This window comes from Staphylococcus lugdunensis (assembly GCF_001558775.1).
Classification (GTDB): Bacteria; Bacillota; Bacilli; order Staphylococcales; family Staphylococcaceae; genus Staphylococcus; species Staphylococcus lugdunensis.
In genome coordinates this window covers 1,242,501-1,261,164 of record NZ_CP014022.1, presented here as the reverse complement: position 1 = coordinate 1,261,164, position 18,664 = coordinate 1,242,501, and the positions used below count along the sequence as shown (strand labels likewise).

Below are 18,664 nucleotides of genomic sequence, written 5' to 3'. Positions count from 1 at the left end.
ATGACGCATAAGATTACAATTATTGGTCTTGGAAATTATGGTTTAGACGATTTACCATTAGGAATATATCGATTTATTCAACAACAAGACTGTGTATATGCACGAACGTTAGCACATCCTGTTATAGAAGCATTGCGTGAGGATATACATTTTGAAACGTTTGATGATATCTATGAAGCACATCAATCTTTTGAAGATGTTTATCAAACCATTGTCGATCGTTTATTAGAATTGGCACAACAACAAGACGTCATTTATGCGGTGCCCGGTCATCCTTATGTTGCAGAAACAACGACGATGCTATTGTTAGAAGCGGAGAAGCAACGAGATGATGTCAGTGTGAATGTACTTGGAGGGAAAAGTTTTATCGATGATATTTTTGCCGCGGTAAAAATTGATCCGAATGATGGCTTTACAATGTTGGATGGTACAGATATACAGCCAGAACGTTTGAATGTGCGCACAGCTACAATCATTACACAAGTTTATAGTAATATGGTAGCTGCAGATTTGAAAATTACTTTGATGGAACGCTATCCGGATGATTACCATGTTAAAATCGTTGATGGTGCGCATGGTGATAATGCACAAATAACGGAGTTACCGCTCTACGAATTAGACCGTGATGCATCTTATTTTAATAATCTAACTAGTGTTTTTGTACCTGCAGTTGAAGACGAGCGTGTGCTATATTCAGACTTTGATTTTGCGGTACAAACCATTGACACACTTGTCGATGATGACCACGGTTGTCCTTGGGATAAAGCGCAAACACATGCCTCATTGAAACGCTATTTACTAGAAGAAACATTTGAATTATTTGAAGCGATTGATAATAAAGATGATTGGCATATGATTGAAGAACTTGGTGATATTTTACTACAAGTATTATTACATACGAGTATTGGTAAAAAAGAAGGCTATATGGATATACGTGAAGTTATTGACGGCTTAAATGCTAAAATGATTCGACGTCATCCTCATATCTTTGGAGAACAACATGCAGAAACAATAGATGATTTAAATACTATTTGGCTAGAGGCGAAACAACAAGAAGGCAAAACACCACGCGTCAAATTCGAGAAAGTATTTGCAGACCACTTCATGTCGTTGTATGATAAAACCAAAAATAAAGACTTTGATGAAAATATGCTCAAAGCCTATTTACAGCAAGGAGAGGCAGAGTCATGAGATTAGATAAATATTTAAAGGTATCACGTTTAGTAAAACGACGTACCTTGGCTAAAGAAATCAGTGACCAAGGTCGTATTACTGTAAATGGTAACGTTGCTAAAGCAGGTACAGATGTTAAGGTTGAAGATGAATTAGTCATTCGCTTTGGTCAAAAGTTAGTTACAGTTAAAGTAACTGCATTAAATGAACATGCAACAAAAGAAAATGCTAAAGGCATGTACGAATTGATCAAAGAAGAACGTACTAAAAATGAACCACAATTTGATGAATAATGGCTTAAAGGAGGTGACAAGCATTGGATAAAAAAGTAGAACAAATAGGTAATCAGTACACATCACAAAGAAACAAACAAAAACAACGAAATAAGATGAAAATGCGTATTGTTCGCCGTAGAATTACAGTGTTTGGTGGTATACTATTAGCCATTATATTAATGTTAATTATCGTGCTTGTCCTTCAAAAGCAAAGTAATAGTGAAGATGCTGCTGAACGAAAACATAAAGAAGAACAATTTCAAAAACAACAAGATGAAGAAATTGCATTAAAAGAAGAACTGAGTAATTTGAACGATTCGGATTACGTAGAGAAAATTGCGCGTGATGATTACTATTTGAGTAATAAAGGAGAGGTTATCTTTAAATTGCCAAGTGATAAACAGTCAGATAAGTCAAAGTCGACAGATGATGATCGCTAATCGCTTTATAAAATAGTAAAAACAATTAAATATAGAGGATACAGTTAACAGTTTTATTAGAAACAGCAGCTAATCTTAAAATAATCTAGCTATAGCATTGTGAAAATATTAAAACAGGAATATAATAAGGATAAAATCGAATCATATCGGGAGGATTTATTTAGAATATGTCAATCGAAGTAGGAAATAAGCTTAAAGGTAAAGTCACAGGTATCAAAAAATTTGGTGCGTTCGTCGAATTACCTGAAGGGAAAAGTGGCTTAGTACACATTAGTGAAGTGGCAGATAATTACGTTGAAAATGTAGAGGACCATTTATCAATCGGTGATGAAGTTGAAGTTAAAGTATTATCAATTGCGGATGACGGAAAAATCAGCTTATCAATTAAAAAAGCAAAAGATCGACCACGTAGACCACAACACAAATCACATCATAGTAAACCGCCACAAAAAGCTGAAGATTTTGAAAAGAAACTAAGTAATTTCTTAAAAGATAGTGAAGATAAACTCACAACGATTAAACGACAAACAGAATCTAGACGTGGTGGTAAAGGTTCAAGACGTTAATGCGTTTAAAAATAGACTGTTTCTACTCAAGGAGCAGTCTATTTTTATTGACAGCCCTTTGATAAAAATAGATACAGATTAAAATTATAAAAGGTGGGATTATATGAAAGTAGACACGAGTGGTTGGACTGTAGAGGACCATATTGTCTTAGCCGTATCTACAGGTGTTGATAGCATGTGCCTGTTATACGCTTTAACCCATCTCTATCGTGACACCTATCGCAAGTTAACATGTCTACATGTCAATCATGGTTTGCGAGAAGAATCGATAGAGGAAGAACGTTTTTTTCAAACCTACTGTGAACAACACCAGTTATCATATGATATTAAACATTTAGATTTATCACATTTAGTAGCTTCCGGGAAAAGTATACAAAATGACTCACGACAAATGCGTTATCAATGGTTTGATTATAAAATGCATGAATTAAATGCGGATGTGTTACTCACTGCACATCATTTAGATGATCAACTTGAAACAATCTTTTACCGTTTGTTTTCTGGACGGGCAACACGCAGTCGATTAGGCATGTCTTATCTTACGGCGAGAGAGCAATACAAAATATGCCGACCATTGCTACAATCTCATAAACAAGACATCCGATATTTTCAACAAGTGCATCATGTGCCTTTTTATGAAGATTGTTCAAATCATATAAATAAATATGTACGTAATGACATTCGCAATCGCTTAATACCTGAAATTAATGATAATGAGCAATTAGATGTTGAGCAATTATTGAAATTAAAAGCCTGGCATGATGCACAGATGGAGCAATTAGAAAATAAAATTTCGCGATTCATTCAAGATTATGTGAATATGAATCATAATCATACTATGATAACGTGCCCAAGAACACGATTCAATCGTCTGCCATATTACGATAAAGTCATGCTGATGGACTGCTTACTACAGTATACGGATATTCCTGCACCATACTCTGAAAGAACGTATCATGAATGGTTCCATCAAATAGCTAATGATAAAGCCCAATTTGAAATTGGGTTAACAGAACAATGGCATATTAAAATTGCATATGATAAATTTATAATAATGGCTAAATACCAACAGCAAACATCAGTTGAACCTATTAAAATTTATCACCATGGGCATTACCATTTTGGCAATAGTCATATTATAGTTGACGAGCAAATGCCAGCTGATGTTTTCCCGCTGACGATTCGTACGCGTAAAAACGGGGATATTTTTTGCTTAAATGGACAAACAGCACATAAAAAAGTCAGCCGTTTGATGATTGACCACAAGGTAGACATGAATGAAAGAAATATAATGCCTATTGTTGTTGATGCTGAGCAACATATTATAGCGGTTGGCCAACTATATATATCACGAACCCACCAAGATTATTTAACTATTAATAACGGAGATGAATAACTATGCATAATGATTTAAAGGAAATAATTTTAACAGAAGAAGAGATTCAAACACTTTGTAAAACACTAGGAGAACAAATCACACAAGATTATCAAAATAAACCATTAGTTTGTGTTGGGATCTTAAAAGGTTCTGTTATGTTTATGGCAGATTTAATTAAACGCATTGATACACATCTTGCTATAGATTTTATGGATGTTTCAAGTTATCACGGAGGTACAGAATCTACTGGTGAGGTTCAAATTATTAAAGATTTAGGTACATCAATTGAGAATAAAGATGTCTTAATCATTGAAGATATATTAGAGACAGGAACAACTTTAAAATCAATTACTGAGTTACTACAATCTAGAAAAGTAAATTCATTAGAAATTGTAACGCTATTAGACAAACCTAATCGCCGAAAAGCAGATATCGAAGCAAAATATGTAGGTAAAAAAATTCCCGATGAATTTGTTGTAGGTTATGGCTTAGATTATGGAGAACATTATCGTAATTTACCTTACATTGGCACGCTTAAACCCGAAGTTTACACAAAATAAGTGATTTATCTTCTGATATAAGATAAAGTAAAATACTATGCGAAAAATGTCTAATAGTGTAGACTCGATTTATATAACTCTCTTAAATAAATAGTGTACAAAAGAAATGTAACTATAATGTTTTATGTGCTATAGAAAATAGTGATAATAGGGAATGTAATAATGATAAGTAAAAAGGCTATAGAAACTAATATTAAAGTTGAAATACTAGCCTTAAAAAGATGTATTGTGTTACAATTTTTGTTAGTTTTATTATGGAAGTAGGAGGAAACGACGCATGCAAAAAGCATTTCGCAATGTGCTAGTTATCGCAATTATTGGCGTTATTTTGTTTGGCGTTTTCAATTATATAAACAATAATGGGAACATGCCAAAGCAACTTACATATACGCAATTTGTTAAACAGTTGGATAAAGGTGAACTGAAGTCTTTAGAAATCCAACCAGAGCAAAATGTTTACATGGTAAGTGGTAAGACGAAAAAAGATGAAGATTATTCATCAACAATACTTTATAACAATGAAAAAGACTTACAAAACATCACAGATAAAGCAAAAAAACAAGATGGGTTAAAATTCACTGTTAAAGAAGAAGAAAAACAAAGTGTATTTGTAAGTATCTTAACAACACTTATTCCAGTTTTAATTATTGCATTATTGTTCATCTTCTTCCTAAGTCAAGCACAAGGTGGGGGACAAGGCGGTCGTATGATGAACTTTGGTAAATCCAAAGCAAAAATGTACGATAACAAGAAACGTCGTGTACGCTTTAGTGATGTTGCCGGTGCTGACGAAGAGAAACAGGAATTAATTGAAATTGTTGACTTCTTAAAAGATAATAAGAAATTTAAACAAATGGGCTCACGTATACCTAAAGGTGTGCTTTTAGTAGGGCCTCCAGGTACAGGTAAAACATTGCTTGCGCGTGCCGTGGCCGGTGAAGCTGGTGCACCATTCTTCTCAATCAGTGGTTCAGACTTCGTTGAAATGTTCGTTGGTGTCGGCGCAAGTCGTGTGCGTGACTTATTTGAAAATGCTAAAAAGAATGCGCCTTGTATTATTTTTATCGATGAAATCGATGCCGTAGGTCGTCAACGTGGTGCAGGTGTTGGTGGTGGCCATGATGAACGAGAACAAACACTCAACCAACTCTTAGTAGAAATGGATGGCTTCGGTGAAAATGAAGGTATTATCATGATTGCAGCAACAAACCGACCAGACATTTTAGACCCAGCATTATTACGTCCAGGTCGTTTTGACCGTCAAATTCAAGTAGGTCGCCCTGATGTAAAAGGTCGTGAAGCGATTCTACATGTTCACGCTAAAAACAAACCGCTTGATGAAACTGTAGATTTAAAAGCTATTTCTCAAAGAACACCAGGATTTTCTGGTGCTGATTTAGAAAACTTACTAAATGAGGCATCATTGATTGCTGCGCGTGAAGGTAAAAATAAAATTGATATGCGCGATATTGAAGAAGCAACCGACCGCGTTATTGCTGGTCCAGCTAAGAAATCTCGTGTTATTTCTGATAAGGAACGAAATATCGTGGCACATCATGAAGCAGGACATACCATTATTGGGATGGTACTTGACGAGGCGGAAATTGTGCATAAAGTAACTATCGTACCACGTGGTCAAGCCGGTGGATATGCGATGATGTTACCTAAACAAGATCGCTTCTTAATGACAGAACCAGAATTGTTAGACAAAATTTGTGGTTTGCTTGGTGGACGTGTGTCTGAAGATATTAACTTTGGTGAAGTATCTACAGGGGCATCAAACGACTTTGAAAGAGCTACCCAAATTGCACGCTCAATGGTCACAGAATATGGTATGAGTAAAAAATTAGGACCATTACAATTTTCTAATAGTAGTAGCGGGCAAGTCTTCTTAGGCAAAGATATGCAAGGTGAACCTAATTATTCAGGTCAAATTGCTTATGAAATCGATAAAGAAGTACAACGTATTATTAAAGAACAATATGAACGTTGTAAACAAATATTAATAGAACATCAAGATCAGTTAAAACTTATTGCTAAAACACTATTAACTGAGGAAACATTAGTTGCTGAACAAATTCGCTCATTATTCTATGATGGTAAAATGCCAGAAGTAGATTATGATAGTGCAAAAATAGTAAATAAAGACGATACTGATTTTAGCGATGGTAAATATGGCAAATCGTATGATGAAATTCGTGAAGAACAATTAGAGCAAGGTGACAAAGACGAAGACACGAACAAAGATGCATCAGAAAAAGATCGTGCATCTGAGTCAGATGACACAGCACACGAACAAGCACCAAATATTGATAAACCATATAATCCAAGTGATCCAAACCAGCCTGATCATAGACAACAATGATATTAATCTGTCTCCTTCTGCATATGAATTATTGCGGAAGGAGACTTTTTGATTTTTTTAACGAAACGAAACTGATACAAGCAGGTCATTTTGTTGATATAAACAACAGGTGTATAATAATTGCTCATAATAAGAAAAAACTTGATAAATAAAATATAAAAGTATATAAGGAGATTGTTTATGACACATGATTATATAGTAAAAGCATTGGCGTATGGTGGAGAAATAAGAGCATATGCTGCACTTACCACAGAATCCGTACAAGAAGCTCAAACGCGTCATTATACTTGGCCAACTGCTTCTGCAGCTATGGGAAGAACTATGACTGCCACAGTGATGATGGGGGCAATGCTCAAAGGAGCGCAAAAATTAACAGTTACAGTTGACGGCAAAGGGCCGATAGGTAAAATTATTGCTGATGCTGATGCGCGAGGTAATATACGCGCTTATGTCGATCATCCTCAAACACATTTTCCATTAAATGCACAAGGAAAATTAGATGTAAAACGTGCAGTAGGAACAGAGGGGTCCATTATGGTAGTAAAAGATGTTGGAATGAAGGATTATTTTACAGGAACAAGTCCGATAGTGTCCGGAGAACTAGGAGAAGACTTCACATATTATTATGCAACAAGTGAACAAACACCATCTTCTGTTGGTTTAGGAGTGCTAGTTAATCCAGATAACTCTATTAAAGCAGCAGGTGGCTTTGTAATACAGGTTATGCCAGGCGCATCAAATGATACGATTACGCATTTAGAAAATGTAATTAAGCACATGACACCAGTATCCAAACTGATTGAACAAGGGTTAACACCTGAAAGCATTCTAAGCGAAATTCTTGGACAGGAACACGTTCAAATCATCGATAAGACACCCGTTCAGTTCGAATGTCAATGCAGTCATGAAAAATTTTTAAATGCTATTAAAGGGTTAGGAGAAGCAGAAATACAAGATATGATTACAAAGGATCATGGCGCAGAGGCTACATGTCATTTTTGTAATCAAAAATATAACTATACTGAAGCGGAGTTACAGGGGGTTCTCGAACAATTACAAGCATAGCATGAGTCAATGGTAGTTTAGATGATACTAGGTCAGGGAAACACAAAGATGTATAATAGTTTTAGAGGCATAAATAAGTAAATACATTTGTTTTTTTAGAAAATTCTGATATGATATAACTATATCCGATTAAAGAACTAAGCATTTAGTCAAACTAGAATAAAGGAGTGTTTTTTAATGGCACAAAAAATAGTTGATAATATTACAGAAATTATTGGCAATACACCAGTAGTCAAATTGAGAAACGTTGTAGACGCTGATGCAGCAGATGTATACGTGAAATTAGAATATCAAAATCCAGGTGGTTCTGTTAAAGATCGTATTGCGCTTGCTATGATAGAAAAAGCAGAAAAAGAAGGTAAAATTAAACCTGGCGATACGATAGTTGAACCTACAAGTGGTAACACTGGTATCGGACTTGCATTTGTTTGTGCTGCGAAAGGCTATAAAGCTGTATTTACAATGCCAGAAACAATGAGTTTAGAGCGCCGTAATTTATTGAAAGCTTATGGTGCAGAAGTAGTATTAACACCCGGATCAGAAGCGATGAAAGGTGCAATTAAAAAGGCTAAAGAATTAAAAGAAGAACATGGTTATTTCGAACCACAACAATTTGAAAACCCAGCAAACCCTGAAATTCACGAATTGACTACAGGTCCAGAAATTGTTGAACAATTTGAAGGTAAACAAATTGATGCTTTCTTAGCTGGTGTAGGTACGGGAGGAACTTTATCAGGTGCTGGTAAAGTATTAAAAGAAAAATATCCAAATATTGAAATCGTGGCAATCGAACCAGAAGCATCTCCAGTATTAAGTGGAGGTGAACCTGGTCCACACAAATTACAAGGTTTAGGTGCTGGTTTCGTTCCAGACACACTTAACACAGATATCTATGATAGCATCATTCAAGTTGGCAATGACATTGCGATGGAAACATCACGTCGTGTGGCTAAAGAAGAAGGTATTTTAGCAGGTATTTCTTCAGGTGCAGCCATTCACGCAGCAATTCAAAAAGCTAAAGAATTAGGTAAAGGAAAAACAGTATTAACCGTATTACCAAGTAATGGCGAACGTTACTTATCTACACCGTTATATTCATTTGACGACTAATTTATAGTTCATTTAATTATGCTAGTGAAGTCCCAGTTGGCTTCACTGGTTTTTTTGTTTTTTGAAAAAGCCAGTGTAAAATCTATAAGAGAAATAGATGAATTTTAAATTGCAAATACTGAAATGTTTCTCAAATGAGTGTATCATTATTTATAAGTTAATGATTTAAATGTAGTTGCAGTGTTACATATTCATTTTTTAAGAAAGCAAAGGGTGAAAAAAATGACGAAAACAAAAATTATGGGCATTTTAAATGTGACGCCGGATTCGTTCTCTGATGGGGGTAAATACAATTCAGTGGACAAGGCAGTCGCACGAGCAAAAGAGATGATAGATGAAGGTGTGGATATCATCGATGTGGGTGGCGTATCCACAAGACCAGGTCATACGGAAGTATCATTAGAGGAAGAAATGGAACGCGTTGTACCTGTAGTAGAACAATTGGTTAAATTAGACGTTCAAATTTCTGTTGATACATATCGTAGTGAGGTAGCAGAGGCTTGTTTAAAGCTTGGGGCTACAATGATAAATGACCAATGGGCGGGATTATATGACTCTAAAATATTTGATGTGGTTAGTGACTATAATGCAGAAATTGTGTTAATGCATAACGGCGATGGTCAGAGAGAACAACCTGTTGTTGAAGAAATGCTATTATCGTTATTGACTCAGGCTAATAAAGCAGAAATGGCAGGCATAGAAAAAGGGAACATATGGTTAGACCCTGGTATTGGTTTTGCTAAATCAAGAAGTGAAGAAAAAGAAGTCATGGCACGATTAGATGAACTTGTGGCAACAGAATATCCAGTGCTATTAGCCACGAGTCGTAAACGCTTTATTAAAGAAATGATTGGCAAAGAGACAACGCCAGCAGAACGAGATGAAGCAACAGCTGCTACGACGGTTTATGGTATAATGAAAGGCATTCAGGCGGTTCGCGTGCATAATGTAGACTTAAATGTAAAGCTTGCACAAAGCATCGACTTTTTAAAGGAGAATGAACATGAGCGACATCATCTTTCTTAATGGCATGCGTTTTTATGGCTATCATGGAGCGCTTCATGCAGAAAATGAACTTGGCCAAATTTTTATAGTAGATGTAACACTTAAAGTTGATTTGACTGAAGCAGGGAAAACGGATAATGTCAAAGACACTGTGCATTATGGTGAGGTCTTTGAAGATGTTAAAAACATTGTTGAAGGGCCATCTTGTCAATTGATAGAACATCTTGCAGAACGTATTGCAAAACGTATAAATTCACACTATAATCGTGTAATGGAAACGAAAGTCAGAATCACTAAAGAAAATCCTCCGATTGCAGGTCATTATGATGGCGTTGGTATAGAAATAGTGAGGGAGAATTATTAAATGGTACAAGCTTATCTAGGTTTAGGAAGTAATATTGGCAATCGTTACAAACAGTTGATGCAGGCAATAGACATCCTTGATCATTTTGATGGTATTAAGGTTACACAAGTTTCTCCAATATACGAAACAGCTCCTGTGGGTTATACAGAACAACCACAATTCTTAAATTTATGTGTTGAAATAAATACGCAACTTACACCACGAGAATTGCTCAATTGTTGTTTAGAAACTGAAAAACAGTTACATCGAGTGAGAGAAGTACGTTGGGGTCCACGCACATTAGATGTTGATATCTTATTATATGGAGATGACATCATAGAGTTGGATCAACTAACGATTCCCCACCCAAGGATGACAGAACGTGCATTCGTATTGATACCCCTCAATGACATTGCGTCGACGAAAATAGAACCTCATTCCAAACAAACGATTGGAAACCTAGTTAAGGCAGACGATTCAGTTAAAAAGTATAAACAATGAGAGGCTAATGAAATATGTGGAAAACTGGAGACGTAGAAATTGAAATAGCGTCGTATTAATCCCTTATGTATGGTGGGGGAATATTATTCCACTTTCCGACTTACCGTTTCTCAGTTAATGGCAATAGTGATAATCATCATCCTAACTTGAGAAAAAATGCTTGATTAATCGGGTATAGATGTTGTAATGATAAGATGAAAAGCCTTAGGTAATTCACGGATAATTTATCGTACCTTCCATTACCTCGAAACATGAGCACTTATAGATGAGCCAACTTTAAAAGATAAAGTGGAAATTGCTTTATTACATACGCGCCGTCTTGTAGAATTAAAGGGAGAAAAGATTGGTGTTATGGAAATGCGTAAACACACTTCTTGGTAATTAAAAGGTGTTAATGGCCATGGCAAAGCATGTAAAGCCCTTAAGCCGAAACAGAACAAGGAATGATTATACCTTACAACATTTCCAACAAGAAATTATGCAACAACCAACAGAAAAACAAGAAGTTTAAAGGAGAGAGCAGAATGTCAGAAGAAATGAATGACCAAATGCAGGTCCGTCGTCAAAAGCTACAAGAACTAATCGATTTAGGTATTGATCCTTTTGGGAAACGCTTCGAACGTACAGCTATGGCTGATGACTTAAAAGGAGCATGGGATCAATATTCTAAAGAGGAATTACATGATAAAGAGGCAGAAAGTCATGTAACCATCGCAGGTCGTTTAATGACTAAACGTGGTAAAGGTAAAGCAGGTTTTGCACATATTCAAGACTTGTCAGGTCAAATTCAAATATATGTACGTAAAGATCAAGTTGGAGAAGAACAGTTTGATATTTGGAAAATCGCTGACCTTGGAGACATTGTTGGTATTGATGGTGTTATGTTTAAAACGAATACAGGTGAATTAACAGTTAAAGCTAAAACCTTCACTTTATTATCTAAAGCATTACGTCCGTTACCTGATAAATTCCATGGTTTACAAGATATTGAACAACGCTATCGCCAACGTTATCTAGATTTAATTACAAACAAAGAAAGTACGCAAACGTTCATTCATCGTAGTAAAATCATTCAAGAAATGCGTAACTATTTAAATAATAAAGGATTTTTAGAAGTAGAAACACCAATGATGCATCAAATACCTGGTGGAGCTGCTGCACGTCCATTTGTAACACATCATAATGCCTTAGATGCAACTTTATATATGCGAATAGCTATTGAATTACATTTAAAACGTCTTATTGTAGGTGGCTTAGAAAAAGTATATGAAATAGGTCGTGTGTTCCGTAACGAAGGTGTCTCAACTCGACATAACCCAGAGTTTACAATGATTGAACTTTATGAAGCATATGCAGATTTCCACGATATTATGGATTTAACAGAATCACTCATTCGCCATATTGCACAAGAAGTATTTGGCTCAGCAAAAGTTCAATACAATGGAGAAGAAATCGATTTAGAATCATCTTGGACAAGATTGCATATTGTAGATGCAGTTAAAGAAGCTACAGGTGTAGATTTCTATCAAGTAAAATCAGACGAAGAAGCAATAGCATTAGCTAAAGAACACGGTATTGAAATTAAAGAAAACATGAAGTATGGACATATCTTGAATGAGTTCTTTGAACAAAAAGTTGAAGAAACACTTATTCAACCAACATTCATTTATGGACATCCAATCGAAATATCACCATTAGCGAAGAAAAATCCGGAAGACCCAAGATTTACAGATCGTTTTGAACTATTTATTGTTGGAAGAGAACATGCAAATGCCTTCACAGAACTAAATGACCCAATCGATCAAAGAGAACGCTTTGAAGCACAATTAGTAGAAAAAGCACAAGGTAATGATGAAGCACATGAAATGGATGAAGATTTCATTGAAGCATTAGAATATGGTATGCCGCCAACAGGTGGATTAGGAATCGGAATTGATAGACTTGTGATGTTATTAACAGATTCACCATCTATTCGTGATGTACTATTATTCCCATATATGCGACAAAAATAAATGATAGCAACAGATTTGTACAAAATACAAGTACGACACTGATAATCGAATATACGAAATAAATGCCCGAAGCAAATTAAGCTTTGGGCATTTTAAATATACAATTCATATCGCACTTAAATTAATAATCTTAGTTGTGAAGAAAAAATATATAAAAAAAGAATAGATTTTAACGTGCAGATATGATAACATTTATCGAGTGTCAAAGAGAAAAAATGATGAATGATATATCATGAAAAAATATATAAAAAACAATTGACATGACTAATGATGTGTTGTAACATATAAAAGTCGTCAATTTCATGGACGTGAAATTTAAACGCAATGTAAATCAATTTTAAACAAAGTGTAAAATTGACTATTGAAACGTTTGAATAAAGTTAGTAAAATTAGTAAAGTAAGCTATTTGTCTGGTGACAATGGCAAGGAGGTCACACCTGTTCCCATGCCGAACACAGAAGTTAAGCTCCTTAGCGCCGATGGTAGTCGGACTTACGTTCCGCTAGAGTAGGACGTTGCCAGGCAATGATGAATCGGAGAATTAGCTCAGCTGGGAGAGCATCTGCCTTACAAGCAGAGGGTCGGCGGTTCGAACCCGTCATTCTCCACCATTTGAATAGCCGGCCTAGCTCAATTGGCAGAGCAACTGACTTGTAATCAGTAGGTTGGGGGTTCGATTCCTCTGGCCGGCACCATCTTTTGAGCCATTAGCTCAGTTGGTAGAGCATCTGACTTTTAATCAGAGGGTCAGAGGTTCGAATCCTCTATGGCTCATTACGATTTATATAAGCAGAAGTAGTTCAGCGGTAGAATACGACCTTGCCAAGGTCGGGGTCGCGGGTTCGAATCCCGTCTTCTGCTCCATTATTTTGCCGGGGTGGCGGAACTGGCAGACGCACAGGACTTAAAATCCTGCGGTGAGAGATCACCGTACCGGTTCGATTCCGGTCCTCGGCACCATTTTATAAAGCGCCCGTAGCTCAACTGGATAGAGCGTTTGACTACGGATCAAGAGGTTATGGGTTCGACTCCTATCGGGCGCGCTTTTTATAAACATAATTTAATACGGGAAGTAGCTCAGCTTGGTAGAGCACTTGGTTTGGGACCAAGGGGTCGCAGGTTCGAATCCTGTCTTCCCGACTTCTTGAATAAATGGGGGCTTAGCTCAGCTGGGAGAGCGCCTGCTTTGCACGCAGGAGGTCAGCGGTTCGATCCCGCTAGTCTCCACCATTATTTTTTAGAAATGAACATTGAAAACTGAATGACAATATGTCAACGTTAATTCCAATAATGTAACGAAACGTTACAAAGATTTAATTAGTATTTATGAGCTAATCAAACATCATAATTTTTTATGGAGAGTTTGATCCTGGCTCAGGATGAACGCTGGCGGCGTGCCTAATACATGCAAGTCGAGCGAACAGATAAGGAGCTTGCTCCTTTGACGTTAGCGGCGGACGGGTGAGTAACACGTGGGTAACCTACCTATAAGACTGGGACAACTTCGGGAAACCGGAGCTAATACCGGATAATATGTTGAACCGCATGGTTCAATAGTGAAAGATGGTTTTGCTATCACTTATAGATGGACCCGCGCCGTATTAGCTAGTTGGTGAGGTAACGGCTTACCAAGGCAACGATACGTAGCCGACCTGAGAGGGTGATCGGCCACACTGGAACTGAGACACGGTCCAGACTCCTACGGGAGGCAGCAGTAGGGAATCTTCCGCAATGGGCGAAAGCCTGACGGAGCAACGCCGCGTGAGTGATGAAGGTCTTAGGATCGTAAAACTCTGTTATTAGGGAAGAACAAACGTGTAAGTAACTGTGCACGTCTTGACGGTACCTAATCAGAAAGCCACGGCTAACTACGTGCCAGCAGCCGCGGTAATACGTAGGTGGCAAGCGTTATCCGGAATTATTGGGCGTAAAGCGCGCGTAGGCGGTTTTTTAAGTCTGATGTGAAAGCCCACGGCTCAACCGTGGAGGGTCATTGGAAACTGGAAAACTTGAGTGCAGAAGAGGAAAGTGGAATTCCATGTGTAGCGGTGAAATGCGCAGAGATATGGAGGAACACCAGTGGCGAAGGCGACTTTCTGGTCTGTAACTGACGCTGATGTGCGAAAGCGTGGGGATCAAACAGGATTAGATACCCTGGTAGTCCACGCCGTAAACGATGAGTGCTAAGTGTTAGGGGGTTTCCGCCCCTTAGTGCTGCAGCTAACGCATTAAGCACTCCGCCTGGGGAGTACGACCGCAAGGTTGAAACTCAAAGGAATTGACGGGGACCCGCACAAGCGGTGGAGCATGTGGTTTAATTCGAAGCAACGCGAAGAACCTTACCAAATCTTGACATCCTTTGACCGCTCTAGAGATAGAGTCTTCCCCTTCGGGGGACAAAGTGACAGGTGGTGCATGGTTGTCGTCAGCTCGTGTCGTGAGATGTTGGGTTAAGTCCCGCAACGAGCGCAACCCTTAAGCTTAGTTGCCATCATTTAGTTGGGCACTCTAAGTTGACTGCCGGTGACAAACCGGAGGAAGGTGGGGATGACGTCAAATCATCATGCCCCTTATGATTTGGGCTACACACGTGCTACAATGGACAATACAAAGGGCAGCGAAACCGCGAGGTCAAGCAAATCCCATAAAGTTGTTCTCAGTTCGGATTGTAGTCTGCAACTCGACTACATGAAGCTGGAATCGCTAGTAATCGTAGATCAGCATGCTACGGTGAATACGTTCCCGGGTCTTGTACACACCGCCCGTCACACCACGAGAGTTTGTAACACCCGAAGCCGGTGGAGTAACCATTTGGAGCTAGCCGTCGAAGGTGGGACAAATGATTGGGGTGAAGTCGTAACAAGGTAGCCGTATCGGAAGGTGCGGCTGGATCACCTCCTTTCTAAGGATATATTCGGAACATCTTCTACGAAGATGCGGAATAACGTGACATATTGTATTCAGTTTTGAATGTTTATTAACATTCAAATAAATCGTTTTAAAAGAGAGCGTTTGACAAATAATACTATTTGCCAATGCTTCATTTAAAATTGATTGTTGTACTTTGAAAACTAGATAAGTAAGTAAATTAGATTTTACCAAGCAAAACCGAGTGAATTAGAGTTTTAAATAAGCTTGAATTCATAAGAAATAATCGCTAGTGTTCGAAAGAACACTCACAAGATTAATAACACATACACACTTATATAATTTTGAAAGAAAACGTTTGTCAGGCGAGGCGTTGAAGCATTTCTAAGCGCAGTTTACTTTTGTAAATGAGCATTAGAAATGATGAAACAACAAAGCATGCGCGCGTTTGACTCAAAATGAATGAGCTTTAAAATGGTGAAACGAAGCCATATGAATGCGATTGACTTAAAGCGCAGTGTGGAAGATTAAGTTATTAAGGGCGCACGGTGGATGCCTTGGCACTAGAAGCCGATGAAGGACGTTACTAACGACGATATGCTTTGGGTAGCTGTAAGTAAGCATTGATCCAGAGATTTCCGAATGGGGAAACCCAGCACAAGTTATGTTGTGTTATCGACATGTGAATACATAGCATGTTAGAAGGCAGACCCGGAGAACTGAAACATCTTAGTACCCGGAGGAAGAGAAAGAAAAATCGATTCCCTGAGTAGCGGCGAGCGAAACGGGAAGAGCCCAAACCAATAAGCTTGCTTATTGGGGTTGTAGGACACTCTATACGGAGTTACAAAGGAATATATTAGACGAATCATCTGGAAAGATGAATCAAAGAAGGTAATAATCCTGTAGTTGAAAATATGTTCTCTCTTGAGTGGATCCTGAGTACGACGGAGCACGTGAAATTCCGTCGGAATCTGGGAGGACCATCTCCTAAGGCTAAATACTCTCTAGTGACCGATAGTGAACCAGTACCGTGAGGGAAAGGTGAAAAGTACCCCGGAAGGGGAGTGAAAGAGAACTTGAAACCGTGTGCTTACAAGTAGTCAGAGCCCGTTAATGGGTGATGGCGTGCCTTTTGTAGAATGAACCGGCGAGTTACGATTTGATGCAAGGTTAAGCAGGAAATGTGGAGCCGTAGCGAAAGCGAGTCTGAATAGGGCGTTGAGTATTTGGTCGTAGACCCGAAACCAGGTGATCTACCCTTGGTCAGGTTGAAGTTCAGGTAACACTGAATGGAGGACCGAACCGACTTACGTTGAAAAGTGAGCGGATGAACTGAGGGTAGCGGAGAAATTCCAATCGAACTTGGAGATAGCTGGTTCTCTCCGAAATAGCTTTAGGGCTAGCCTCAGGTGATGATTATTGGAGGTAGAGCACTGTTTGGACGAGGGGCCCCTCTCGGGTTACCGAATTCAGACAAACTCCGAATGCCAATTAATTTAACTTGGGAGTCAGAACATGGGTGATAAGGTCCGTGTTCGAAAGGGAAACAGCCCAGACCACCAGCTAAGGTCCCAAAATATATGTTAAGTGGAAAAGGATGTGGCGTTGCCCAGACAACTAGGATGTTGGCTTAGAAGCAGCCATCATTTAAAGAGTGCGTAATAGCTCACTAGTCGAGTGACACTGCGCCGAAAATGTACCGGGGCTAAACATATTACCGAAGCTGTGGATTGTCCTTTGGACAATGGTAGGAGAGCGTTCTAAGGGCGTTGAAGCATGATCGCAAGGACATGTGGAGCGCTTAGAAGTGAGAATGCCGGTGTGAGTAGCGAAAGACGGGTGAGAATCCCGTCCACCGATTGACTAAGGTTTCCAGAGGAAGGCTCGTCCGCTCTGGGTTAGTCGGGTCCTAAGCTGAGGCCGACAGGCGTAGGCGATGGATAACAGGTTGATATTCCTGTACCACCTAGTATCGTTTTAATCGATGGGGGGGACGCAGTAGGATAGGCGAAGCGTACGATTGGATTGTACGTCTAAGCAGTGAGACTGAGTGTTAGGTAAATCCGGCACTCATAAGGTCAAGCTGTGATGGGGAGAGGAAATTGTTTCCTTGAGTCGTTGATTTCACACTGCCAAGAAAAGCCTCTAGATAGATAACAGGTGCCCGTACCGCAAACTGACACAGGTAGTCAAGATGAGAATTCTAAGGTGAGCGAGCGAACTCTCGTTAAGGAACTCGGCAAAATGACCCCGTAACTTCGGGAGAAGGGGTGCTCTTTAGGGTGCAAGCCCAGAAGAGCCGCAGTGAATAGGCCCAAGCGACTGTTTATCAAAAACACAGGTCTCTGCTAAACCGTAAGGTGATGTATAGGGGCTGACGCCTGCCCGGTGCTGGAAGGTTAAGAGGAGTGGTTAGCTTCTGCGAAGCTACGAATCGAAGCCCCAGTAAACGGCGGCCGTAACTATAACGGTCCTAAGGTAGCGAAATTCCTTGTCGGGTAAGTTCCGACCCGCACGAAAGGCGTAACGATTTGGGCACTGTCTCAACGAGAGACTCGGTGAAATCATAGTACCTGTGAAGATGCAGGTTACCCGCGACAGGACGGAAAGACCCCGTGGAGCTTTACTGTAGCCTGATATTGAAATTCGGCACAGCTTGTACAGGATAGGTAGGAGCCATTGAAACGTGAGCGCTAGCTTACGTGGAGGCGCTGGTGGGATACTACCCTAGCTGTGTTGGCTTTCTAACCCGCACCACTTATCGTGGTGGGAGACAGTGTCAGGCGGGCAGTTTGACTGGGGCGGTCGCCTCCTAAAAGGTAACGGAGGCGCTCAAAGGTTCCCTCAGAATGGTTGGAAATCATTCATAGAGTGTAAAGGCATAAGGGAGCTTGACTGCGAGACCTACAAGTCGAGCAGGGTCGAAAGACGGACTTAGTGATCCGGTGGTTCCGCATGGAAGGGCCATCGCTCAACGGATAAAAGCTACCCCGGGGATAA

13 protein-coding genes, 8 tRNA genes and 3 rRNA genes (1 of these 24 running past the window's edge) are annotated in these 18,664 nt (G+C 39.0%); all 24 read left to right on the top strand.

The window, feature by feature from the left end:
* Complete coding sequence (locus AL499_RS05985; protein ID WP_002491865.1) at window positions 1–1,191, top strand: MazG nucleotide pyrophosphohydrolase domain-containing protein; 1,191 nt, start codon at window positions 1–3, stop codon at window positions 1,189–1,191.
* Window positions 1,188–1,466: an RNA-binding S4 domain-containing protein gene (locus tag AL499_RS05980; RefSeq protein WP_002461464.1), complete on the top strand. Its 279-nt coding sequence runs from the start codon at window positions 1,188–1,190 to the stop codon at window positions 1,464–1,466. The genes AL499_RS05985 and AL499_RS05980 overlap by 4 nt, the downstream gene beginning before the upstream one ends.
* Before the next feature lie 23 nt (window positions 1,467–1,489).
* Window positions 1,490–1,888 (top strand): cell division protein DivIC, encoded by a 399-nt coding sequence (gene divIC, locus AL499_RS05975; RefSeq protein WP_002491863.1) that lies wholly within the window; start codon window positions 1,490–1,492, stop codon window positions 1,886–1,888.
* A gap of 167 nt (window positions 1,889–2,055) precedes the next feature.
* The gene (locus tag AL499_RS05970; protein ID WP_002461461.1) at window positions 2,056–2,454 is read left to right on the top strand and encodes a S1 domain-containing RNA-binding protein; all 399 of its coding nucleotides are present in this window, start codon (window positions 2,056–2,058) and stop codon (window positions 2,452–2,454) included.
* A gap of 103 nt (window positions 2,455–2,557) precedes the next feature.
* Window positions 2,558–3,850 carry a tRNA lysidine(34) synthetase TilS gene (gene tilS / locus AL499_RS05965; RefSeq protein ID WP_002461460.1) on the top strand — a complete coding sequence of 431 codons (1,293 nt, stop codon included), beginning with the start codon at window positions 2,558–2,560 and terminating at the stop codon, window positions 3,848–3,850.
* Between the two features lie 2 nt (window positions 3,851–3,852).
* Complete coding sequence (gene hpt / locus AL499_RS05960; protein WP_002461459.1) at window positions 3,853–4,392, top strand: hypoxanthine phosphoribosyltransferase; 540 nt, start codon at window positions 3,853–3,855, stop codon at window positions 4,390–4,392.
* A 277-nt stretch (window positions 4,393–4,669) separates the two neighbouring features.
* Window positions 4,670–6,757 (top strand): ATP-dependent zinc metalloprotease FtsH, encoded by a 2,088-nt coding sequence (gene ftsH, locus AL499_RS05955; protein WP_002461458.1) that lies wholly within the window; start codon window positions 4,670–4,672, stop codon window positions 6,755–6,757.
* A 180-nt stretch (window positions 6,758–6,937) separates the two neighbouring features.
* Window positions 6,938–7,822, top strand: coding sequence for an Hsp33 family molecular chaperone HslO (gene hslO, locus AL499_RS05950; protein WP_002461457.1), 885 nt, complete (start codon window positions 6,938–6,940; stop codon window positions 7,820–7,822).
* A 177-nt stretch (window positions 7,823–7,999) separates the two neighbouring features.
* Window positions 8,000–8,932 carry a cysteine synthase A gene (gene cysK, locus AL499_RS05945; RefSeq protein WP_002479495.1) on the top strand — a complete coding sequence of 311 codons (933 nt, stop codon included), beginning with the start codon at window positions 8,000–8,002 and terminating at the stop codon, window positions 8,930–8,932.
* Between the two features lie 222 nt (window positions 8,933–9,154).
* Window positions 9,155–9,958, top strand: coding sequence for a dihydropteroate synthase (gene folP, locus AL499_RS05940; RefSeq protein ID WP_002491860.1), 804 nt, complete (start codon window positions 9,155–9,157; stop codon window positions 9,956–9,958).
* Window positions 9,936–10,301 carry a dihydroneopterin aldolase gene (gene folB, locus AL499_RS05935; RefSeq protein WP_002461453.1) on the top strand — a complete coding sequence of 122 codons (366 nt, stop codon included), beginning with the start codon at window positions 9,936–9,938 and terminating at the stop codon, window positions 10,299–10,301. The genes folP and folB overlap by 23 nt, the downstream gene beginning before the upstream one ends.
* Window positions 10,302–10,781, top strand: a complete 480-nt coding sequence (folK, locus tag AL499_RS05930) for a 2-amino-4-hydroxy-6-hydroxymethyldihydropteridine diphosphokinase (protein ID WP_002491868.1) — start codon at window positions 10,302–10,304, stop codon at window positions 10,779–10,781. It abuts the gene before it with no gap.
* Window positions 10,782–11,305: 524 nt separating this feature from the next.
* On the top strand, window positions 11,306–12,793 hold the full coding sequence (lysS, locus tag AL499_RS05925; protein WP_002491864.1) for a lysine--tRNA ligase: 1,488 nt from the start codon (window positions 11,306–11,308) through the stop codon (window positions 12,791–12,793).
* A gap of 409 nt (window positions 12,794–13,202) precedes the next feature.
* Window positions 13,203–13,317 (top strand): 5S ribosomal RNA (gene rrf / locus AL499_RS05920).
* An 11-nt stretch (window positions 13,318–13,328) separates the two neighbouring features.
* A tRNA-Val gene (locus tag AL499_RS05915) sits at window positions 13,329–13,404 on the top strand.
* A gap of 8 nt (window positions 13,405–13,412) precedes the next feature.
* Window positions 13,413–13,488, top strand: a tRNA-Thr gene (locus tag AL499_RS05910).
* A gap of 6 nt (window positions 13,489–13,494) precedes the next feature.
* Window positions 13,495–13,567, top strand: a tRNA-Lys gene (locus tag AL499_RS05905).
* A gap of 15 nt (window positions 13,568–13,582) precedes the next feature.
* Window positions 13,583–13,657 (top strand) — tRNA-Gly (locus AL499_RS05900).
* Window positions 13,658–13,664: 7 nt separating this feature from the next.
* Window positions 13,665–13,753: transfer RNA gene (locus tag AL499_RS05895), tRNA-Leu, on the top strand.
* Window positions 13,754–13,762: 9 nt separating this feature from the next.
* A tRNA-Arg gene (locus tag AL499_RS05890) sits at window positions 13,763–13,836 on the top strand.
* 23 nt (window positions 13,837–13,859) lie between these two features.
* Window positions 13,860–13,933, top strand: a tRNA-Pro gene (locus tag AL499_RS05885).
* A gap of 14 nt (window positions 13,934–13,947) precedes the next feature.
* A tRNA-Ala gene (locus AL499_RS05880) sits at window positions 13,948–14,023 on the top strand.
* Window positions 14,024–14,144: 121 nt separating this feature from the next.
* A 16S ribosomal RNA gene (locus AL499_RS05875) occupies window positions 14,145–15,695 on the top strand.
* 491 nt (window positions 15,696–16,186) lie between these two features.
* A 23S ribosomal RNA gene (locus AL499_RS05870) occupies window positions 16,187–18,664 on the top strand (it continues 445 nt past the right edge of the window).
* Together the 16S, 23S and 5S rRNA genes with 8 tRNA genes alongside form the textbook arrangement of a ribosomal RNA operon.